This is a genomic window from Chelativorans sp. M5D2P16, assembly GCF_034427935.1.
Lineage (GTDB): Bacteria > Pseudomonadota > Alphaproteobacteria > Rhizobiales > Rhizobiaceae > Chelativorans.
The window spans coordinates 107,691-127,923 of sequence record NZ_JAXQNM010000012.1; the positions used below are offsets into that span (position 1 = coordinate 107,691).

Annotated in this window: 19 protein-coding genes; 11 read left to right on the forward strand and 8 right to left on the reverse strand. The window is 63.7% G+C overall.

Annotated features, from left to right (window positions below; translation table 11 throughout):
• Positions 1-6: 6 nt before the first annotated feature.
• The 4 genes from SIN08_RS06270 to hemB all read right to left on the reverse strand — a co-directional run bounded on the left by SIN08_RS06270 (position 7) and on the right by hemB (position 4,357).
• Positions 7-753 carry an arginyltransferase gene (locus SIN08_RS06270; protein ID WP_322450723.1) on the reverse strand — a complete coding sequence of 249 codons (747 nt, stop codon included), beginning with the start codon at positions 751-753 and terminating at the stop codon, positions 7-9.
• 22 nt (positions 754-775) lie between these two features.
• Positions 776-2,608 carry an SLC13 family permease gene (locus SIN08_RS06275; RefSeq protein WP_322450724.1) on the reverse strand — a complete coding sequence of 611 codons (1,833 nt, stop codon included), beginning with the start codon at positions 2,606-2,608 and terminating at the stop codon, positions 776-778.
• A gap of 165 nt (positions 2,609-2,773) precedes the next feature.
• Positions 2,774-3,241: an RDD family protein gene (locus SIN08_RS06280; RefSeq protein WP_322450725.1), complete on the reverse strand. Its 468-nt coding sequence runs from the start codon at positions 3,239-3,241 to the stop codon at positions 2,774-2,776.
• 84 nt (positions 3,242-3,325) lie between these two features.
• Positions 3,326-4,357, reverse strand: a complete 1,032-nt coding sequence (gene hemB, locus SIN08_RS06285; RefSeq protein ID WP_322450726.1) for a porphobilinogen synthase — start codon at positions 4,355-4,357, stop codon at positions 3,326-3,328.
• A 377-nt stretch (positions 4,358-4,734) separates the two neighbouring features.
• Between hemB and SIN08_RS06290 the strand changes: the two genes are divergently transcribed.
• From SIN08_RS06290 to SIN08_RS06300, 3 genes are all read left to right on the forward strand, one after another.
• A complete protein-coding gene (locus SIN08_RS06290; RefSeq protein WP_416208023.1) occupies positions 4,735-5,166 on the forward strand; it encodes a DUF6163 family protein in 432 nt (143 codons plus the stop codon).
• Positions 5,167-5,308: 142 nt separating this feature from the next.
• The gene (ldtR, locus tag SIN08_RS06295; protein WP_322450727.1) at positions 5,309-5,824 is read left to right on the forward strand and encodes a transcriptional regulator LdtR; all 516 of its coding nucleotides are present in this window, start codon (positions 5,309-5,311) and stop codon (positions 5,822-5,824) included.
• A 298-nt stretch (positions 5,825-6,122) separates the two neighbouring features.
• On the forward strand, positions 6,123-7,382 hold the full coding sequence (locus SIN08_RS06300) for a L,D-transpeptidase family protein (protein WP_322450728.1): 1,260 nt from the start codon (positions 6,123-6,125) through the stop codon (positions 7,380-7,382).
• Positions 7,383-7,495: 113 nt separating this feature from the next.
• Here SIN08_RS06300 and SIN08_RS06305 read toward each other — a convergent pair whose 3' ends face one another.
• The 3 genes from SIN08_RS06305 to SIN08_RS06315 are packed head-to-tail and all read right to left on the reverse strand — an operon-like array spanning position 7,496 to position 10,592.
• Complete coding sequence (locus SIN08_RS06305; RefSeq protein WP_322450900.1) at positions 7,496-8,425, reverse strand: calcium-binding protein; 930 nt, start codon at positions 8,423-8,425, stop codon at positions 7,496-7,498.
• Positions 8,425-9,897, reverse strand: a complete 1,473-nt coding sequence (locus SIN08_RS06310; RefSeq protein ID WP_322450729.1) for a hypothetical protein — start codon at positions 9,895-9,897, stop codon at positions 8,425-8,427. The genes SIN08_RS06305 and SIN08_RS06310 overlap by 1 nt, the downstream gene beginning before the upstream one ends.
• Positions 9,894-10,592 carry a hypothetical protein gene (locus tag SIN08_RS06315; protein WP_322450730.1) on the reverse strand — a complete coding sequence of 233 codons (699 nt, stop codon included), beginning with the start codon at positions 10,590-10,592 and terminating at the stop codon, positions 9,894-9,896. The genes SIN08_RS06310 and SIN08_RS06315 overlap by 4 nt, the downstream gene beginning before the upstream one ends.
• A gap of 577 nt (positions 10,593-11,169) precedes the next feature.
• On the opposite strand from SIN08_RS06315, the gene glyA reads away from it, so the two are divergent.
• The 7 genes from glyA (at position 11,170) to SIN08_RS06350 (ending at position 17,039) form a co-directional block, all read left to right on the forward strand.
• On the forward strand, positions 11,170-12,483 hold the full coding sequence (gene glyA, locus SIN08_RS06320) for a serine hydroxymethyltransferase (RefSeq protein WP_322450731.1): 1,314 nt from the start codon (positions 11,170-11,172) through the stop codon (positions 12,481-12,483).
• Between the two features lie 40 nt (positions 12,484-12,523).
• Entirely contained in the window at positions 12,524-12,985 is a 462-nt protein-coding gene (nrdR, locus tag SIN08_RS06325) for a transcriptional regulator NrdR (RefSeq protein ID WP_322450732.1), read from the forward strand.
• 110 nt (positions 12,986-13,095) lie between these two features.
• The gene (ribD, locus tag SIN08_RS06330; protein ID WP_322450733.1) at positions 13,096-14,211 is read left to right on the forward strand and encodes a bifunctional diaminohydroxyphosphoribosylaminopyrimidine deaminase/5-amino-6-(5-phosphoribosylamino)uracil reductase RibD; all 1,116 of its coding nucleotides are present in this window, start codon (positions 13,096-13,098) and stop codon (positions 14,209-14,211) included.
• A complete protein-coding gene (locus tag SIN08_RS06335) occupies positions 14,211-14,825 on the forward strand; it encodes a riboflavin synthase (RefSeq protein WP_322450734.1) in 615 nt (204 codons plus the stop codon). The genes ribD and SIN08_RS06335 overlap by 1 nt, the downstream gene beginning before the upstream one ends.
• A 36-nt stretch (positions 14,826-14,861) precedes the next feature.
• Positions 14,862-15,329: a 6,7-dimethyl-8-ribityllumazine synthase gene (gene ribH, locus SIN08_RS06340; protein ID WP_322450735.1), complete on the forward strand. Its 468-nt coding sequence runs from the start codon at positions 14,862-14,864 to the stop codon at positions 15,327-15,329.
• 1 nt (position 15,330) lies between these two features.
• The gene (gene nusB, locus SIN08_RS06345) at positions 15,331-15,831 is read left to right on the forward strand and encodes a transcription antitermination factor NusB (protein ID WP_322450736.1); all 501 of its coding nucleotides are present in this window, start codon (positions 15,331-15,333) and stop codon (positions 15,829-15,831) included.
• On the forward strand, positions 15,828-17,039 hold the full coding sequence (locus SIN08_RS06350) for an MFS transporter (protein ID WP_322450737.1): 1,212 nt from the start codon (positions 15,828-15,830) through the stop codon (positions 17,037-17,039). The genes nusB and SIN08_RS06350 overlap by 4 nt, the downstream gene beginning before the upstream one ends.
• Positions 17,040-17,164: 125 nt before the next feature.
• On the opposite strand, the gene SIN08_RS06355 is transcribed toward SIN08_RS06350, so the two are convergent.
• A complete protein-coding gene (locus SIN08_RS06355) occupies positions 17,165-17,653 on the reverse strand; it encodes a GNAT family N-acetyltransferase (protein ID WP_322450738.1) in 489 nt (162 codons plus the stop codon).
• A gap of 384 nt (positions 17,654-18,037) precedes the next feature.
• On the opposite strand from SIN08_RS06355, the gene SIN08_RS06360 reads away from it, so the two are divergent.
• Positions 18,038-20,167 (forward strand): sodium-translocating pyrophosphatase, encoded by a 2,130-nt coding sequence (locus SIN08_RS06360; protein WP_322450739.1) that lies wholly within the window; start codon positions 18,038-18,040, stop codon positions 20,165-20,167.
• Positions 20,168-20,233: the final 66 nt, after the last annotated feature.

Sequence of the window (20,233 nt, forward strand, 5' to 3'; positions counted from 1 at the left end):
AAGCGGTTATTCGTACCGCTCCCAACCGTTGGGGCCGAGATGCTCCTGCGGCGTGAAGCGCACCTTATAGGCCATCTTGCGCGAGCCGTTGACCCAGTAGCCAAGATAGACATGGGGCAGGCCGGCGGCGTTGGCCCGCCGGATATGATCGAGGATCATGAAGGTGCCGAGCGAGCGGTCCTCGACCTCAGGATTATAGAAGGAGTAGACCATCGACAGCCCGTCCGTCATCTGGTCGGTCAGCGCCACGCCCAGGAGTTCGCCTTCGCCGCGGCCGGTGACAAAGGAGTCCGGGCCGCGCCGGCGGTACTCGATGATGCTGGTGTCGACATGGGTGTCCTCGACCATCATCGCGTAGTCGAGAACGGTCATGTCCGACATGCCGCCACGGCGGTGACGGGCATCGAGATAGGCACGGAAGAGCGAATACTGCTCCGTCGACGGTTCGGGAAGATGGGCGGTGCCGATCAGGTCCGCGTTGCGCTTCATGATGCGCTTCATGTTCTTCGTCGGCCGGAATTCCTGGGCGAGGATTCGCACAGACACGCAGGCCCGGCAGCCCTCGCAGGCCGGCCGGTAGGCGATGTTCTGCGATCGGCGGAAGCCGCCCTGGGTCAAGAGGTCGTTGAGTTCTGACGCCTTGTCCCCCACCAAATGCGTGAAGACCTTCCGCTCGAACTGCCCTTCCAGATAGGGGCAGGGCGAGGGTGCCGTGAGGAAGAATTGCGGCGATTGCGTCGGCTGCTGCGTCATGGTCTGTGGGCGCTACTCCTTTTCAAAGCCCATAATACCATGGACCGACCAGTGAAAACGTCAACCACATTATTGCGACAAGCGGCGCACCGGCCTTGATGAAGTCGCGGAAGGAGTAGTGTCCCGGACCCATGACCAGAAGGTTGGTCTGATAGCCGATCGGCGTGGCGAAGGAGGCGTTGGCGGCGAAGATGGTGGCCGCGACGAAGGCCTCCGGCGGTGCGCCGATGGCCTCCGCGATGCCGATGGCGATGGGCGTGAACAGCACGGCCGTCGCGTTGTTGGACAGGAAGTTCGTCAACACCGCGACCACGGCGAAAAAGCCTGAAACGACCACGGCAGGGCTCTGGCCGTCCAGCAGCGTCACGACGCCATTGGCGATCAACTCCGCGCCACCGGTGCGTTCCAGGGCGGTGGCGGCGGCGATCGAGGCGCCCACGAGCAGGAAGATCTGTCGGTCGAAGGCGCGGCCCACCTGCTGCAGGGTAAGGCACCCCGTCGCCATCATGGCGAAGGCGCCGGCGATGGAGGTGACCACGATGGGCAGGATGTTGAAGGCCGCCGTCACAACGATGAAGGCGAAGATGGCGATGGCGATCCCCGCCTTGCGCCGCTGCGGCACCGGTTCGGCAGACCATTCCAGAACGAGCAGGTCGTGGCTATCGCGCATTTCCTCAAACGCCCGGTCGGTGCCGCCGATGAGGATCGTGTCGCCCGGTTCCAGGCGGATCTCCGACAGGGGTGTGCGGCCCATGCGGTGCTTGCGCTGAACGCCGAGCATGTGCACCCCGTGGGTGATGTCGATGCCGGCATTGCGGATGGTCCGTCCCGCGTGGCGCGAGCCCGGCGCGATGACGGCCTCGGCGATATGGTAGTCGGGGCCCAGCGGCTGGGAAAGTTCCCCGCCGCCGGCGAAGGGTTCCGCCTCCTCGCCGCCGATGATGCCGCTCCCGCCGCGCGACAGCGCTTTCACGAACGCCCGCCGTGTCGCCGTCACCACCAGCCGGTCGCTCTCAGACAGGGTGACGTTTTCGAACGGCGGATAGAAGTTCATGCCGCGGCGCACGATGAGGCGGGGCGTGATCTCGCCCAGACCCGGAAAGAGCCCGGCGCGCGACTCCAGGCCGATGAAGGGGTGCCCGGCGGTCAGCCTGATCTCGCCGATGAACTGCGTGCCCGAGACGGTCCGGCGGAAGTTCTGCTCGCTGCCCGTTTCGCGCAGGATACGCGGCATTATCCAAAGGACGTAGACCGCGCCGGTGGCTGCCAGCGCGAGCCCTGGTACGGTGATGTCGAAAAAGCCGATTCCGATGCCCGACCGGGCCGCCACGCCGGCAACCAGCAGGTTGGTGGAGGAGCCGATCAGGGTCGTCATGCCGCCGAGGATCGTCATGAAGGATAGGGGCATCAGCGTCTTGGAAGCGGCGAAGTTACGCTGCGCGGCCATCACCGTCAGGACCGGGATGAAGATCACCACCACCGGGGTATTGTTCAGGATCGCGCTCAAGGTGGCAGCCGCCAGGAGCGTGATCACGATGGTGCGCGTGTTGGAGCGCCCTCCGGAACCGGCGATGATGCGTGCCGGCCGGTCCATCGCATCGGTGGCGAAAAGCCCCTGGCCGACGATGAGCAGGGCGAGCACCGTGGCCAGCGCCGGATTGGCGAAGCCGGTGAGCAGCTCCTCCGGGTCCAGGCTCCCGTAAACCGGGCTTTCGTAGGGAAAGACGGCGAAGAGCAGCAAAAAGCCAGCGAGACTGGCCAGCGCCACCTGCTCCAGCGCGAAACGCTCGCTGGCATAGGCGGCCACCGTCGCCAGGATGATCACGAGGGTCATCCAGATGTGGAAATCGGCCATGACGCGTCCCGCCAGTGAATGTTTGGCGGACCCGGATCCCTCGCCCGCCGATTGCGCCAGAGCATAAGGGCAGCACCTCGCGCCGCAAGCATGGATTTGCCCGCGCAGGCCCGCTGTGCGCAACTTTGGACCAGGTTTACTCCGCCCGCGTGGTATGCCGTTTCGTCAGCTTGCGCGCGTCACCACCGTTCCCAGCAGGAGGTCGTGCAAGGTCCGCTTGTAGCTAAGGAAGAGACTCACCAGGAGGATGAGCGGTGTCAGAATGGCGTTGCCGGCCCAGAAGAGCACGGTGTGGACGACCGCCAATACGGGATCGACACGCTGCCCGTCGAGCCGTTCGAGCCGCAGATCCATCAACCGCATGCCGAGAGTCGACTGGTTGGGGCCGCCAAGCGTCGCCGCCACGTATAAAAGTGCGGTGAGCGGTCCCAATATGCCGAACAGAAACCACCCCAGACCCAGGGTGAAGATCCCCAGCAGGAACACCAGAAGCCCGATCGGAATGAGGAGGAGGGCAATTAGGCAATAGTCGATGAGGAAAGCGATGACGCGGCGGGTGCGCACACCCCGGAAGGTCCGCGCGTCCTCAAGCCGTGCATCCTCGGCGGACATATCGATCGTCTTCGTAGCCATACGTCAGAAAATCCCTGAAAATTGCGAGCCCGAGCTTTGCGGCCAAGATGGGGATCGTGCCGGGCTTTTCAAGCGAATGGCCTCTCAGCCGCGAAGCTGCTTCGCCACCTCCGGCGCGAAATAGGTCAGAATGCCGTCGCAGCCGGCGCGCTTGAAGGCGAGCAGGCTTTCCATCATCGCCTTGTCGCCGTCGAGCCAGCCATTGGCGGCCGCCGCCTTGATCATCGCATACTCGCCGGAGACCTGATAGGCGAAGGTCGGTACGGCGAAATTGTCCTTCAGGCGCCGCACGATATCGAGATAGGGCAAGCCCGGTTTCACCATCACCATGTCGGCGCCCTCGGCGAGGTCCTGCTCGGTCTCGCGCAGTGCCTCGTCCGTATTGGCCGGATCGATGTAATAGGTCTTCTTGTCGCCCTTCAGAAGCCCACCCGTTCCGATGGCTTCCCGGTAGGGTCCGTAGAAGGCCGAGGCGAACTTGGTCGCGTAGGACATGATCGCCACGTCGTGAAAACCCGCCGCATCGAGCGCGTCGCGAATGGCGCCCACGCGCCCGTCCATCATGTCGGATGGGGCGATCACGTCGGAACCGGCGGCCGCCTGCAGCACCGCCGCCTCGGCAATCTGCGAGACCGTTTCGTCGTTGACGATGGTCCCGTCAGCCAGGATGCCGTCGTGTCCATGGTCGGTGAAGGGATCGAGCGCAACGTCGGTGATGACGCCGATTTCGGGGACCGCCTCCTTGATGGCACGGCTTGCCCGGTTGATCAGATTGTCCGGATCGAGGATTGCCGAACCCCGCGCGTCGCGCCGGCTCATGTCGATGTTCGGAAAGGTGGCGACGGCCGGAATGCCCAGTTCAGCCGCTCGCACGGCCTGTTTCACCGCCAGGTCGACCGAATAGCGATAGACGCCGGGCATGGCGACGATCTCCTCCTGTTTCTTCTGTCCTTCGACCAGGAAGATCGGCCAGATGAGATCGTCGACCCGCAGGTGGTTTTCCTGCACCAGCCGACGCGACCAGTCCGCCTTGCGCATGCGCCGAAGGCGCCTTCCGGCGGTGATGTCGTCGACGCTGCGGATGGTGTCGGGTTTGGGGCGGCCGGGCTTGTTCACGATCGATCTCCAGTTTACCGGATTCCTACCACGCGCTGCCCCCGCCGAACAACAAGTCTGCTTGTCCGATGCCGCGATGGGCGCGGGCGCCATTGACGCGGGGCCGTGCCGCACATAAGCACCGGTCTGGGCTTGTGCGAGGAGGCTGGTTTGGAGCTTGGATTCGGCGGCGATGCTGTTGTCTGCTTTGCGCCAACCGGCCGTGCATGCATCACCCCGCTCGACTGGCGAGCGCGATCGGATCCGCTCGCCCGGACGATGATGTCTGCCGGGGAGGCGAAAAGTTCTCTTCGATATCCGGCGGGTGACGCCACCACGATGACGCCCGTCACGCGTGATGCCCGTTCAGCACCGCCCGAGGGAGGAGAGCCGGAGCTGTGATAGACGACAGGGTAGCGCAAGCGCCGGTACAGCAGTCCCCGCTCGAATATGCGCTGGAGTTGCTCCACAGGGCAGTGGCGCTTTCCTGCCTTATCCAGGGCACCGCCTATTGGGTCAGGCTCATGGGCTTCTTCGAAGGAGCGGAATGGCGGTTCGACCTCATGTCGCCGCACTGGCAGGTGGCCGCTGCGCCGCTGGCCGTGCTGTTTCCCTTCGCTGCGGTCGGCCTATGGACCCTGGCCTCCTGGGGACCGGTGATCTGGTTCATCTGCGCGTTGGCCGAAATTGTCATGTACGGCCTGTTTCCCGAGCTCTACGGCACCCGCTCCTTGCTGATCGCGCTGCACGCCCTGGTCGCCGTCTGCTATGCCGTTCTGCGCCTGGCGATCCATATACGCCGACGGCGCTCCGACGTTAACCGAGGTTAACGCCTTTTTAGCCCTAAATGCAGGGTTTTTTCCGTAACGCCCTGTTAAGCTTGGCTTTTAAGTCCAATTTTAGGTGCATTCGATAGGGTCGCCCCCAAGGTGAAGAAAAGAACTCACCGGCGTCAAAACGAAAGGCACAGTCATGATAAACTCGCGACCCGCGACACAGGACACGTCTGTTCACGAAGAACGTGAAGATGCCTTGCGTTCCCTCTACCTCGAATCGCTCCAGCTCGTCGAAAGGCTGCACCGCCGCCTGCTCGACGTGATCAAGGACGAGTTCGAGCGCCAGGGGCGCAAGGACATCAACGCGGTGCAGGCGCTGCTTCTGTTCAACATCGGCAATGCGGAACTGACGGCCGGGGAGCTGCGCTCGCGCGGCTATTATCTCGGTTCCAACGTTTCGTACAACCTGAAGAAGCTCGTCGACCTGGGCTTCATGCTTCATCAGCGCTCGCGTATCGACCGCCGGTCGGTGCGCATCAGCCTGACGCCGAAGGGCCAGGAGATCGCAAAGGTGGTCTCGCGGCTCTATGACCGTCACATCGGATCGATCGAGCAGGTGGGCGGCATCAAGCCGGACGAGTTCCGGCAGATGAACCGCGCCTTGCAGCGGCTCGACCGCTTCTGGAACGACACGATCGCCTACCGCATGTGACCAGTGCCATTTTGACGGCCGGGGGCAACCGGTCGAATGCGGGGCCGCGTCTTGGCACGGCCGGTGTCCCATCCGGGACGCCGGCCGCACATTTTCGTGAAGTCGGTTTCGTTGCGCCCTTCGGCGTCACGCTAATACCATAATTGCAAGGGAATGGATCACGATGCTGGCGCTGATGGACCGGCGACGGCGTGCACGCGATGGCGGAGAAAACACCGGGGGCTTGGCTTGGTGAAAAAATTAACGTTGTTGCGGACAGGATAGAGCAAAGCGTTTCCATGGAAGTTTGGTGATGGTGATGAAGACGAGTCGTCGCATTTTTCTCGCCGGTGCCGGCGCCGCGGCCGCGGCAAGCACGTTTGCAGGTGCGGCCCGTGCACAGAATCTCATCGACTCGATCATCAACTCCTCCCGACGCGGCGCCTGGGGAGACCAGTTCGACGCACAGATATCGGAAGCCGGAGAGGTCTCTTCGACCAGACCCATCCTCAGCCCCGAGACGGTGCGCCATGTCGAAAGCGCCATTGCCGAGTATTCCCGCATCACCGCGCAGGGCGGCTGGCCGGTGGTGCCGGCCAACAAGAAGCTGCAGCTCGGCGTCATCGATCCCGACGTGGAGCTGTTGCGGCGGCGGCTGATGGTTTCGGGCGATCTGTCGACGCAGGCCGGCATGTCCCCGGCCTTCGATTCCTATGTCGACGCGGCGCTCAAGCGCTTCCAGGCGCGCCATGGCCTGCCTGCCGACGGAGTGACGGGGCATTACACCTATTCGGCGATGAACGTCTCTGCCCGTATTCGTCTCGGCCAGCTCGAGACGAATCTGGGACGTGTGCGCGAGCAGACTTCCGGATCGCTCGGCAACCGTTTCGTGATGGTCAATATTCCCGCTGCCGAAATCGAGGCGGTGGAGAACGGCCGCGTCGTGCTGCGCCACACGGCCATCGTCGGCAAGATCGATCGCCAGACCCCGGTCCTGACGTCGAAGATCAACGAGATCATTCTCAACCCCTATTGGAACGCCCCGGTTTCCATCGTGCGCAAGGACATCATCCCGGAGATGCGCAGGAACCCCAACTACCTGGCCGACAACAATATCCGCCTGATCGCCCCGGACGGCACCGAGGCGGACCCGATGGCGGTGAACTGGTCGACGGACGAGGCGACGAAGTACAGGTTCCGCCAGGATCCGGGCCGGATCAACGCCATGGCCACGGTGAAGATCAATTTCCCCAACAGCCACGCCGTCTACATGCACGACACGCCGCAAAAGCAGCTCTTCACCGACCAGGAGCGCTTTCACTCCTCCGGCTGCGTGCGGGTGCAGAACGTGCGCGACCTCGTCACCTGGATCCTGCGCGACACGCCTAACTGGGACCGGCGCACGATCGAGACGACCATCCAGACCGAGGAAGACAAGCGCATCTCCGTCGCCAATCCGGTGCCGGTCTATTTCACCTACATCTCCGCCTGGTCGACCGGCAGCGGCGTGGTGCATTTCCGCGACGACATCTATGGCCGCGACGGTGTCGAGGAGCTGCAGATCTCGACTGCGCTCTGACGGGAGCGTGTGGGCGCCAACGGCTGGGGCCGCCCTCGAGGGCGGCCTTTTCCATTTACAAGGGAATGCCCCGGGCGGCGCTGCCGGTTCGGGCCGAGCGGAACGGTATCGCCTTACGCCCAGATCAAGCCCTGAGCGGCGAGGTCGTTGTAATAGGCAGCGTCTTTATAGGGGTCATCAATGATCGTTCCGGCGACCTCCACGGCGTGGTGCTCTTCGAACGTGGTGTCGGTGAAGCTGCCGGACCCAACCAGCCGGTCCCCGGCATGAGGGTCGAAGTCCTGAATTACATCTTCGCCTTCGCTCAGGATGAAGCGGTCGGCTCCATAGCCACCTGCAAGGATATCATCGCCGGCTCCGCCGTCGAGCGTGTCGGCCCCTGCATTCCCTTCAAGCAGGTTGTCGCGTTCGTTGCCGGTGAGTACATCATTTCCGTTGCCGGCAGTGATCTGATTGATCCCGATCAGGTCGATCTCGAGCGTCCCTGAGCCCAGAAGCTCTCCAACGCTTGCCTTTCCCTTCGCCAGATCGACGGAAATGGGGCCGTCTTGCTCTATGAACGCAATCCTGTCGTCGCCCCCGCCACCATCGAGACAGTAGGTCGTCCAGGCGTCAGTCATATCCGCACCTGAAAATCTGAACGTGTCCGCTTGCCGCGTGCCCACCAGCCGCTCGATATCCATGAAAAAGTTGTCTGACACGAAGAAGGAGAGCCCGTTATCTCCCGCTTTAACGGAGCCGAACAGAAGACCCTTCTCGTTCACAGCTTCCGAAAAGTCGACCGTATCGATCCCGCTGCCGCCTCTGATATCCGCATCGTCTCCTGAAAGGATGTGAACGAGATCGTCGCCGTCGCCCGTGCGGAGCGTGTTCCTGCTGCCGTCGACAAAGATTTCGTCGTTACCCGGCCCGGAGAAGATATAGGCTTTGTCGCACGCGCTCGTGATGGTTTCCCTGCCTTCGCCGCCCAGGAAGAGAACGCTACCCTTCGCTGCCTCCGATGCGATCATGTGATCGCTGTCGCTCGTGGTGGTGGAGAACATCACCTTGCGCAGATCATGGCGGTCAGGGACGTTGAAATAGCTAAACAGTTCTGTCGTTGCCCTGTATACGCCTCTGCCGTCGGCACTGACATCCTCGTCAGGCAACCCTGCGAAATCCATTCCGGCCCGACGATGGAAACGGAAGCCGTGTCGTCGTCGATCGAGAGAATGCCCGTGCGATGGCCGGCGTCCGTATCGGCTTTCACGGCCAGAAGGCCGCCATAGGCGACGATGAACTTGGCGATCACCGGCACAAAATCCTTGAGCGCCGCCGGCGCATCGTCGGCGCTCATGATGCGCCCGAGTTGCCCGGCGTCGTCGAAGATCGCCCGGATGCCCGTATTGCCGAAGGGCAGCGTGCCTTCGTCCAGGGCCGAGTAGGCGATGGCCGTTTGCACGTCGCCGACGATATCGGACGTGCGGGGGAACCGATATGGTTCTGTCCTATCCGTTGCGTGGGCTACGTAATCATCGAAGAACGCGTCGAGAAGGCTGTCGGCCACCGCATGCCAGTCGTCCCCATGGTTCTCCTTCGCATAGAGCAGCGTCACCAGAAGCGCCTGCTTGTGGCGCGCCGTCTCGTCGCCGTCCCAGCCGAAGGTCTCGAGCTGTGTATTGTCGATCTTCCGCTCGGCCTCGCTCTGGCCGGTGGATACCTTGTAGCCGAAATATGCCGCGAGCGGCCCAAGCAGCCCCCCGAGCGCGGTCCCCAGGGCGCCGTACCTCAAGGCGGTGGAACCGTCGCGCAGGCCTTCGGCGACTTCGCCCTGCACATGCATCGCTCGTATCATGTCGAAATCGGGCACATGCATGCCGAGCGACGTTAGCCGTTCCGGCGTGACGGGGACAGAATTGAAATTGAATGGAAGCCAGGAAGTCTCATCATCAACCCCCGCCACGCGCCGCTGCAACTCAGAGTCGACAGCCCCCATTGCGGCGGCACCGAATGGCATATGGTCGAAGACCATTGCCGGCGTGCCCGAGAGCGCCGACACGAAACCGGCCAGCCCGCCACCCAACGAATGCCCGACCAGCAGCGGCTTGACGGGCGCGTCGTCATAGACGGTGAGCGACGGATCGCCGTTCATCTGCCGGACCACGGTTTCGTAGAACTTGATCGCCAGCCGGCCTTCGCTCGAATCCGGGTAGCCGGCGCCCATCGTCCAGCCGTTCCATATATCGCTCGCGGTATCGAACACGTCGTCGTCATCGGTGCCGCGATAGGAGATGATGGTCTGGCCGTTCCATTCGTAGGCGACGCCGTAGAAGCCGGCATTCACCTCAAAGCTGTTGGGATCTGAATCAGAGCGGCGTATGATCTTTGCTGTTCCTATTTGAGTGCCGACCGTGTCACCCAGACCATAATCAATGCCATTGTTTATATGCTTTCCATCAGATAATCCTGCGTTGTACCCTCGATTGTAGGAATCCATGGAAATAATGGCCAAGAACAAATCTTTATGAATGCTCATTCACAATCTCCTATTTTGAATTGTCCCGTCCCTAAATTATTTGATAGCTCATTATCGGATATGCCGATTTCTGTTGATCCGTTCAGTCGTGCCCTGCGTTTCCGATAATCACACCACCACCTCAGAACCGTCTCAACCTTGCCGCGGGTCTTGGGTTTGTCGGTAATCCCAAGGATGATGGATTTCATCTGAAAGCCTGGCCCGAAGGTCGCCGACAGGTCGTCCGGATTGACCCTCTCTACAGTCGCGGCGTCGTTGATATCCTTGAACGTCACCAGCATGGGCATGCACTCCTCCGGCACGGTGCGCGTCTCGCGCGAGCGCTCCAGCTCCGGCCCCGTCTGCGCGATGAGGCCATAGTTCACCAGCAGGCCGTCATGCGAGCTGATCGGCGCGCCGCCGACGAAGGTGCAGGGTGCCAGAAAGGCCGCGCCCCGGAGGATCGCGAAGAGATACGCGCCCGGCTTCACCTCCACGAACGGCGCCTCGCCCTCCACGTTGGAGTGGAAGGCGGGGCCGTTGAGTCTGCCGAGTTCGCCGTTCTCCTTCCATCGGACAGCGACGACGCTCGATCCGGTCTTGACGCCTTCCGGCGTCTCGACCTCGATCGTCACCTTCTGGTGCCAGGAATAGCTTTCCAGGCAGCCGGGGATGGAGGCGATGAGGAGCATCCAGAGGATCTTGAGGAAATCCATCAGACCGGCCCCCCGTACGGCGAATGGCCGACCAGCAGCGGCTCGACGGGTGCGTCGTCGATGCACGGCCGGTAACCCGTGTGTATGCTCGCCCGGTGCCGGCTTTTGCGTGTCGCGGAAGAAGTGCGCTCCCGCAGCGGCTTTGAACGATGCTCGGAATGTATGACCGAAGACGGTATAGATTTAGAAAGAGGTTTTGGATGTGAATTGCGATCTCTATAACATATATGCAACATAATCTTTTTTCATCTATGAAATTTTGAAAATGGGAGGAGAATTTTATAAGGTATACTGTGTTTCGTCACGCGGATTCGTGTTTCCGTCAAAATGTCTTGGTGCGGTGGTGAGTTTGCGGGTGATTGCGATCGAGCCCTGTGGTGTCCGGGCCGACGTCGTGATCGCGCTCTGGAAGCCGGGCGGCTCGACGGTCCTGGTTCGCCTGCGGCACAGCGTGTCGCGCGATATGTCGCGTCGGTTCGAAAATTATGCGCAAGACGTGGTGACGCGGCGCGAAAGATGTTAATGGCGGCGCGGTTTCCGACACGCACAGTTCTTATCAGCGCAAGGATAGACTGCCATGGCAAATGCGTCCGCCGCATCGCTCGACACCGAATCCTTCTTCTCCAAGCCGCTCGAAGAGGCCGACGGCGCCATTTTCGAGGCCGTTCGCAACGAACTCGGCCGGCAACGCCACGAGATCGAGCTCATTGCCTCGGAGAACATCGTCTCGCGCGCGGTGCTCGAGGCGCAGGGGACCGTTCTCACCAACAAATATGCCGAGGGTTATCCCGGCCGGCGCTATTACGGCGGCTGCGAGTTCGTCGACGTGGTCGAGGAACTGGCGATCGAGCGGGCGAAAAGGCTCTTCGACTGCAAGTTCGCCAATGTGCAGCCCAACTCCGGCAGCCAGATGAACCAGGCGGTCTTCCTGGCGCTGCTTCAGCCCGGCGACACCTTCATGGGGCTCGATCTCAATTCCGGCGGGCATCTCACCCACGGCTCGCCGGTCAACATGTCGGGCAAGTGGTTCAACGTCGTCTCCTACGGCGTGCGTGAGGACGACCATCTCCTCGACATGGAGGCGGTGGAGCGGCTGGCGCATGAGAAGAAGCCGAAGCTGATTCTGGCCGGCGGCACGGCCTATTCGCGCATCTGGGACTGGAAGCGTTTCCGCGAGATTGCTGACGATGTTGGCGCCTATCTGATGGTCGACATGGCGCATATCGCCGGGCTCGTTGCGGGCGACGCGCACCCTTCGCCGCTGCCGCATGCGCATGTGGTCACGACGACCACGCACAAATCGCTGCGCGGGCCGCGCGGCGGCATGATCCTCACCAATGACGAGGACATCGCCAAGAAGATCAACTCCGCCGTTTTCCCCGGCCTGCAGGGCGGACCGCTGATGCACGTCATCGCCGCCAAGGCGGTGGCGCTCGGCGAGGCGCTCAAGCCCGATTTCAAGGCCTATGCGCACCAGGTGGTGGCGAACGCGCGGGCACTCGCCTCCAGCCTCCAGGAGACCGGCCTCGACATCGTCTCCGGCGGCACGGACAACCACCTCATGCTCGTCGACCTGCGTCCCAAGAACGCCACGGGAAAACGCGCCGAGGCCGCTCTCGGACGCGCCAATATCACCTGCAACAAGAACGGCATTCCCTTCGATCCGGAAAAGCCCTTCGTCACCTCCGGCGTCCGTCTCGGCACGCCTGCGGGCACGACGCGCGGCTTCGGCGTCGCGGAATTCGCCGAGATCGGCAAGCTGATCGCCGAGGTCCTCGACGGGCTGAAGGCCGCCAATTCCGACGAGGGCAATCTGGCGGTCGAGGAGGCCGTCAAGAAGAAGGTGGTCGCGCTCACCGATCGCTTTCCGCTCTACCCCTATCTGGGCTAGGGATAGCGAAGAAGGGCGATTCCCGCCGGGAAAGGTTCGCATGCGCTGTCCCTACTGCCAGTCCGAGGACACCCAGGTGAAGGATTCACGGCCGGCCGAGGACGGCGCCGCGATCCGCCGCCGGCGCGCCTGTCCCGATTGCGGGGGGCGCTTCACCACCTTCGAGCGCGTGCAGTTGCGCGATCTCGTGGTGATCAAGCGCTCCGGCCGCAAGGTGCCGTTCGACCGAGACAAGCTGATGCGTTCCTTCGACATCGCGTTGAGAAAGCGCAACGTGGAGCCGGAGCGGGTGGAGCGCGCGGTCACCGGCATCGTACGCCAGCTCGAAAGCTCCGGCGAGAGCGAGATCGCCTCGGACGAGATCGGGCTTCTCGTCATGGAAGCGCTGAAATCGCTCGATGACGTCGCCTATGTGCGCTATGCCTCCGTCTATCGCAATTTCCGCGAGGCGAAGGATTTTCAGGATGTGCTGGGCGAGCTGAAGGGGCCGGGCGCGGAGTGAGTGACCGATGTTCCTCGGCGGCGGGAAGGCGGATAGCAACGGCTTGAAAGCTGGTGCGCGAGGGCCCCGATGCGTCCGTTCCCGCCATGACCTTCTGACGGATTAGAATAATGCAGGGTGCCTTTACACGGGAAACCGACCAGCGCTTCATGGCCGCCGCCATCCGGCTGTCACGGCGCCATCTCGGGCTCACCGGCACCAATCCGTCCGTCGCCACGCTGATCGTCCGCGACGATGGTGCGGGGCCCTGTATCGTCGGGCGGGGCGTGACGGCCGTCGGCGGCCGTCCGCATGCCGAGCCGCAGGCGATCGCGGAAGCGGGCGACAAGGCACACGGAGCGACCGCCTATGTGACGCTGGAGCCCTGCGCCCACCACGGCCGCACGCCGCCCTGTGCCGAGGCGCTGGTCGCGTCCGGTGTGAAGCGCGTCGTCGGTGCGGCGAGCGACCCGGACCCGCGCGTGAGCGGCAAGGGTTACGCCATCCTGCGTGCCGCCGGGATCGAAGTGGTGGAAAGTGTGCTGGCCGACGAGGCCGCCGACCTGATGCGGGGGTATCTCACGCGTTCCGTCAACAAACGCCCGGAAGTGGTGCTCAAGCTGGCGCTTTCCGCCGATCGCAAGATCGGCGTGGCGGGGGAGGGGCAGGTCGCGATCACGGGCGAAGGTGCGCGCGCCCAGGTGCATCTGATGCGCGCCGAGGCGGACGCGATCCTGGTCGGCATCGGTACGGCGCTTGCCGACGATCCCGTGCTCACCTGCCGCCTGCCCGGGCTGGAAGGGCGCTCGCCGGCGCGCGTCGTGCTCGACCGGCACCTGCGCCTGCCATTGCAATCGGCGCTGGTGGCGGGCGCGCGCCGGGTGCCGCTCTTCCTCACCGCCGCAAGCGACATCTTGGCGGAGCGTCGTGCGGCCTACGCCGACCAGGGGGTCGAGTTCCTGGCGGTGGAGGCGCTCGACGGCAACATCGCGCTTCCCGAACTGCTCGAGGACCTTGCCGCGCGCGGCTATTCCAGCCTGATGGTCGAGGGCGGGGGCCATACGGCCGCTGCCTTTCTTGCCGAAGGGCTGGTGGACCGGCTCTGCCTGTTCGTCGGGCCGCGCACGATCGGTGCGCATGGCATTGCCTCGCCGGTCGATCCCGACCATATCCCGGCTGGCTTCGCCAAACGGCGCGAGGCCCGCTTCGGCGAGGATCTGTATTTCGAGTATGTGAGGGCGGACTGATGTTCACGGGTATCATTACCGATGTGGGTACCGTCGTCTCGGTCACGCCCTTGCGCGAGGGCAGGCGGCTGCGGATCGAGACGCATTACGATCCCGAGAGCATCGATATCGGCGCCTCCATCGCTTGCGCGGGCGTTTGCCTGACCGTCGTCGCCCTGCCGGAAAGAGGCTCGAATCAACGCTGGTTCGAGGTCGAGGCGTGGGAAGAGGCCCTGCGGCTGACGACGACGTCGCACTGGGCGGAAGGCACGCGGCTCAATCTGGAACGCCCCTTGAAGGTGGGCGACGAACTCGGCGGCCACATTGTCGCCGGCCATGTGGACGGGACGGCTCCGATCGTGGAGCGGCTTGAGGAGGGCGAGGCGGTGCGCTTCGTTTTCGAGGCGCCGAAGGATCTGGCCAAGTTCATCGCGCCCAAGGGGTCGGTCGCGCTCGACGGTACGTCGCTCACCGTCAATCGCGTCGACGGCAACCGTTTCGACGTGCTGCTCATCCAGCATTCGCTGCTCGTGACGACCTGGGCGGAGCGGCAGAAGGGCGACGCGGTGAATATCGAGGTCGACACCATGGCCCGCTATGCGGCACGGCTTGCGCAGGCGGATAAAGAAGCCTAATCCAGCGCTTCCCATCGCCACTCGCCGGAGACAATAATGGCAACGAAAAGACCAAGAATCCTCATTGTCGAGGCCCGCTTCTACGACCATCTGGCCGATGGCCTGCTGAAGGGCGCGAAGCTTGCCTTGGATGAGGCCGGCGCGGCGTACGAGGTGGTGACGGTGCCCGGGTCGCTGGAGATCCCCGCCGTGGTCGCCTATGCGGTCGAGGCGGCGAAAAAGGGTGCCGAAGCCTATGACGGCTTCGTGGCGCTCGGTTGCGTCATCCGCGGCCAGACCTATCATTTCGAGATAGTCTCGAACGAGTCGAGCCGCGCGCTCATGGATCTGGCGGTGCGCCATGGGCTGGCGGTCGGCAACGGCATTCTGACGGTCGAGAGCGAGGCGCAGGCGCTCGTCCGGATCGAAAAGGGCGAGGGCAGCCATCCCGGCGGCGGCAAGGGCTATGCGGCGGCCAGGGCCGCCCTCGACTTGATCGGGATCAGGGAACGATTGGGAGCCTGAGGTGGCGAATCCTGCAGACGAGCCGTCGGGCACCTTCCGCCCGGCCAACAAGCGCGGCGCGGCGCGGCTTGCCGCCGTCCAGGCGCTCTATCAGATGGACGTGGGCGGCACGGGCCTGATGGAGACGACGGCCGAGTACGAGGCTTTCCGGCTGGGCAAGGAGATCGACGGGGCGCTTTACCGGGAGGCGGATCCGCAGTGGTTCCGCGCCATCCTTTCGGGGGTGGTCGAGAACCAGAAGGCGATCGATCCCATCATCCACCATGCCCTCACCGAGGACTGGCCGCTGTCGCGCCTCGATTCGACGCTGCGGGCGATCCTGCGCGCCGGCGTCTATGAATTGACCGGCCGCAAGGACGTGCCGGTCGCTGTCATCATTTCCGAATATGTGGACATCGCCAAGGCCTTCTACGGGGAAGAGGAGCCCAAGCTGGTGAATGCCGTTCTCGATCGCGTGGCCAGCCGGAACCGCGGCGAGGGCAGGGGGAAGGGAACGTCTTGACCGACACCGGCCACCGCGAAGCCAAACGCACCGCGCTCATTCTCGCGGCGGCACAGGCGGTGGTCGGCAGCTCGGCCCCCATCGCCATTTCGATGGGCGGTCTGGCGGGGAGCTATCTCCTGGGCGCCGACAAGTCGCTGGCGACCGCACCCGTCACCGGCTTCAATATCGGCGTGGCGATCGCCGCACTGCCGGCCGCGCTTTTGATGCGCGCGATCGGACGCCGCAACGGTCTGGTCTCCGGCACGGGGGCGACGGCGCTCGGCGGGGCAATCGCCGCCCTGGGGCTCTTTCAGGCCAGTTTCTGGCTGTTTGCGCTGGGCATGCTCTTCATCGGCGGTGGCAACGCGTTCGTTCAGCAATACCGCTTTGCGGCGGTCGACAACGCGCCCTCCACCTTCAAGCCGCGCGCTATCGCCTGGGTGCTGATGGGCGGCGTCTTCGCCGCCATCATCGGCCCGCAGGCGGCCATTCACACGCGCGAGCTCTTCGCGCCCGTGATGTTCGCCGGGGCCTTCGTCTCCGTGGTCGGCCTTGCCGCCGTCGGCGCTCTCGTCCTTTCCTTCCTTCGCCTGCCGAAGGATATGCCCGCTGCCGGCCCCGAGGAGGATGAACCGGCCCGCCCGCTGGCCGAGATCCTTTCCCGGCCGCGTTTCCTGGTCGCCCTTCTTTGCGGGGTCAGCTCCTTCGCGCTGATGAGCTTCGTCATGACGGGTGCGCCGCTGGCGATCGTCGGTTGCGGGTTTTCGCCGGACGAGGCGACGCTGGGCATCTCCTGGCACGTACTGGCCATGTTCGCGCCGAGCTTCGTCACCGGCCGCCTCATCACCCGCTTCGGCAAGGAGCGGATCGTCGCCACCGGGCTTCTGCTTCTCATCGGCTGCGGCCTCGTGGCGCTGTCGGGGATCGCGCTGTGGCAGTTCTGGCTGGCGCTGATCCTGCTCGGCATCGGCTGGAATTTCGGCTTCATCGGCGCCACCGCCATGGTGGCCGACTGCTACCGCTCTTCGGAGCGCAACAAGGTGCAGGGCGTTCACGACCTGATCCTGTTCTCGACCGTCGCCTTCTCCTCCCTCATGTCCGGCCGCGTCTATAACGCCTTCGGCTGGGAGATGCTGAACTGGGTGATTTTTCCGGTGGCCGGCGCGTGTCTCGTGATGCTGGCACTGCTGGCCATCCGGCGCAGGCGCCGGGCGCGCGTTGCTTGAGCCGGCGGCAGGGGACATGCTGCGGCGGGGATGCCGGGGCAGTGAAAGTTTGGCGCGAATGTGCTGGACTGCCGCTTGGGTGGTACGTTCTCGTTGATTGAACGGCCAGGAAGCGGACGAAGCGGTCATCGCCTGCGTGCTGACTTTGGCATAGGCATGATGTGGGATGCGGTTGGTGACGCGGAGCGGGAAAACCCAAGATCGTCGTAGAACATCGTCCCTTCCTGCGTGTCGGTGAAAACTCTGACACAGGCAAACGAGCTTTGGGCTGCATCCAGTAAGTACCGAACCAACATAGATGCGATCCCCTCGCGCCGGGCGCTCTTTAGCACATAGAGATGACGCAGGCGGCCGGTGTTTTCCTTAGTCGTATAGGGGTCCACGTTAAGCCCGCCTACGGCGACCAACATGTCGCCGCGGAAGGCACCAAGAAGAACTTCGCCCGGCCTGTCAAAGCGGTTTGTCCCAGCTTCCCAACCGCTCGTGAGTTTGCCCATAAAGCGAAATCCGTCACCTGCGGCTTCTGCGCATAGATCCTCAATGCCATCTGGCAGCGACACGAGGCATCTGATTTCTATCGGGTTTTCCACGGACGCCTCGCTGTTTGCGATCAAGGCTCCTTTGCCATAACCCGCGTGCCACAATGACCGCAATCTCAATTGAGGCGTTCATTGGCGGCTGGCATAGATGACCGCAGAGTGTCGAACGTTCCAATTCCCCGTCCGTCGCGTTTGGGCTCGAAGCAGTCTTCTATCCGTCGCATCGTGCCCGTCCGCAATGGATCGATTCTCCCCTTGGATTTCTTGACCAAACGCCCGCCTCAAGTCGCCTCCCTGCAAGCCGCTACGCCTCCCGCTGCGAACATTCGTCGCATGAAGGCTTGACGGGCGTCGGTGTCTTTCTCAAAGTCGCGCCCTGGGTTGCGGCATTTTCCGCCGTCGGCCTTTCTCAAGGCCCGGGAGGGGTTCCAGCGGGCCGAAATCAAGGGATAATTGGCAATGACAATGCTTTATGTCGTCATCGCCTGCGGCCTGCTTTCTGTCCTCTACGCCATCTGGGCGACGCAGTCGGTCCTTGCGGCCGACCAGGGCAGTGCGCGCATGCAGGAAATCGCCGGCGCTATTCGGGAGGGTGCGCAGGCGTATCTGACGCGCCAGTATACGACCATCGCCCTTGTCGGCGTGGTGGTCTTCCTGATCGCCTGGTGGCTCCTGAACGCGGCCGCGGCGATCGGTTTCCTCATCGGCGCCGTGCTTTCGGGGGCAGCGGGCTTCATCGGCATGCACGTGTCGGTGCGGGCCAATGTGCGCACGGCGCAGGCGGCTTCGAACAGCCTGGCTGCCGGCCTCGACATTGCCTTCAAGTCCGGCGCCATCACCGGCTTGCTGGTGGCGGGCCTGGCGCTGCTCGGCGTGTCCGTCTATTTCTGGACACTGATCGGCCCGATGGGCAATGCGCCGACCGACCGTACCGTGATCGACGCGCTGGTGGCGCTCGGCTTCGGCGCTTCGCTGATCTCGATCTTCGCCCGCCTCGGCGGCGGCATCTTCACGAAGGGCGCGGATGTCGGCGGCGACCTCGTCGGCAAGGTCGAGGCAGGCATTCCCGAGGATGACCCTCGCAACCCGGCCACGATCGCCGATAATGTGGGCGACAATGTCGGCGACTGCGCCGGCATGGCGGCCGATCTCTTCGAGACCTACGTGGTCACCGTCGTCGCCACCATGGTGCTGGCCTCCATCTTCTTCACCGGAGAGACCGCCTTCACTCTCATGCTGTTCCCGCTGGTCATCGGCGCGGCCTGCGTGGTGACGTCGATCATCGGCACCTTCTTCGTCAAGCTGGGTGCCAACAACTCGATCATGGGCGCCCTCTACAAGGGCTTCTGGGCCACGGCGCTTCTTTCGGTGGTGGCGCTGGCGCTCATCGTCTGGCTGTGGCTCGGCGGTTCGACCACCTTCGAAGCCGGCGGGGCCACGTTCAGCGGTGCCAGCCTCTTCTTCTGCGGCGTCATCGGGCTGGCGGTGACAGGGCTCATCATCTGGATCACCGAATACTACACGGGTGTCGGGTTCCGTCCGGTCCGCTCCATCGCCCAGGCATCCGTGACCGGCCATGGCACCAATGTCATCCAGGGCCTGGCAGTTTCACTGGAAGCCACGGCGCTTCCGGCCCTGGTCATCATCGCCGGCATCCTGGCGAGCTATGTGCTGGCCGGCCTCTTCGGCATCGCCATTGCGGTGACGACGATGCTGGCGCTGGCGGGCATGGTGGTGGCGCTCGACGCCTTCGGCCCCGTCACGGACAATGCCGGCGGCATCGCCGAGATGGCGGACCTGCCGGCCGAAGTGCGCCAGACGACGGACGCGCTCGACGCCGTGGGCAACACGACCAAGGCGGTGACGAAGGGCTACGCCATCGGCTCGGCCGGCCTCGGTGCGCTCGTGCTGTTCGCGGCCTATACGGAGGACCTCAAATTCTTCGCCGAAAACGCGGAGCCGGGCTCCTTCTTCGAAGGTGTGACGGTCGATTTCGCCCTGTCCAACCCGTATGTCGTGGTCGGTCTCCTGTTCGGCGGCCTTCTGCCCTTCCTGTTCGGCGGCCTTTCGATGACCGCCGTCGGCCGCGCGGGTAGCGCCATCGTCCAGGAGGTGCGCCGGCAGTTCAAGGAGAAGCCGGGCATCATGCAGGGAACGGAGAAGCCGGATTACAGCCGGGCGGTCGATCTCCTGACCAAGGCGGCGATCAAGGAAATGATCGTGCCCTCGCTCCTGCCCGTTCTCTCGCCGCTCGTCGTCTTCGGTGTCATCTACCTGATCGGCGGCAAGAACCAGGCGTTTGCTTCCGTAGGCGCCATGCTTCTCGGCGTCATCGTCACCGGGCTGTTCGTCGCCATCTCCATGACGGCCGGCGGCGGCGCCTGGGACAACGCCAAGAAGTCCTTCGAGGACGGCTTCATCGACAGCGACGGCGTGCGCCACGAGAAGGGGTCGGAGGCACACAAGGCCTCGGTCACCGGCGACACGGTGGGCGATCCCTACAAGGACACGGCCGGCCCTGCAGTCAATCCGATGATCAAGATCACCAATATCATCGCGCTTCTGCTTCTGGCCGTCCTGGCGCATTGAGGCAGGACAAACGCGAAAAGGCCCGCGGGTTTTCTCCCGCGGGCCTTTTCCTTGAAACCGGCTGCG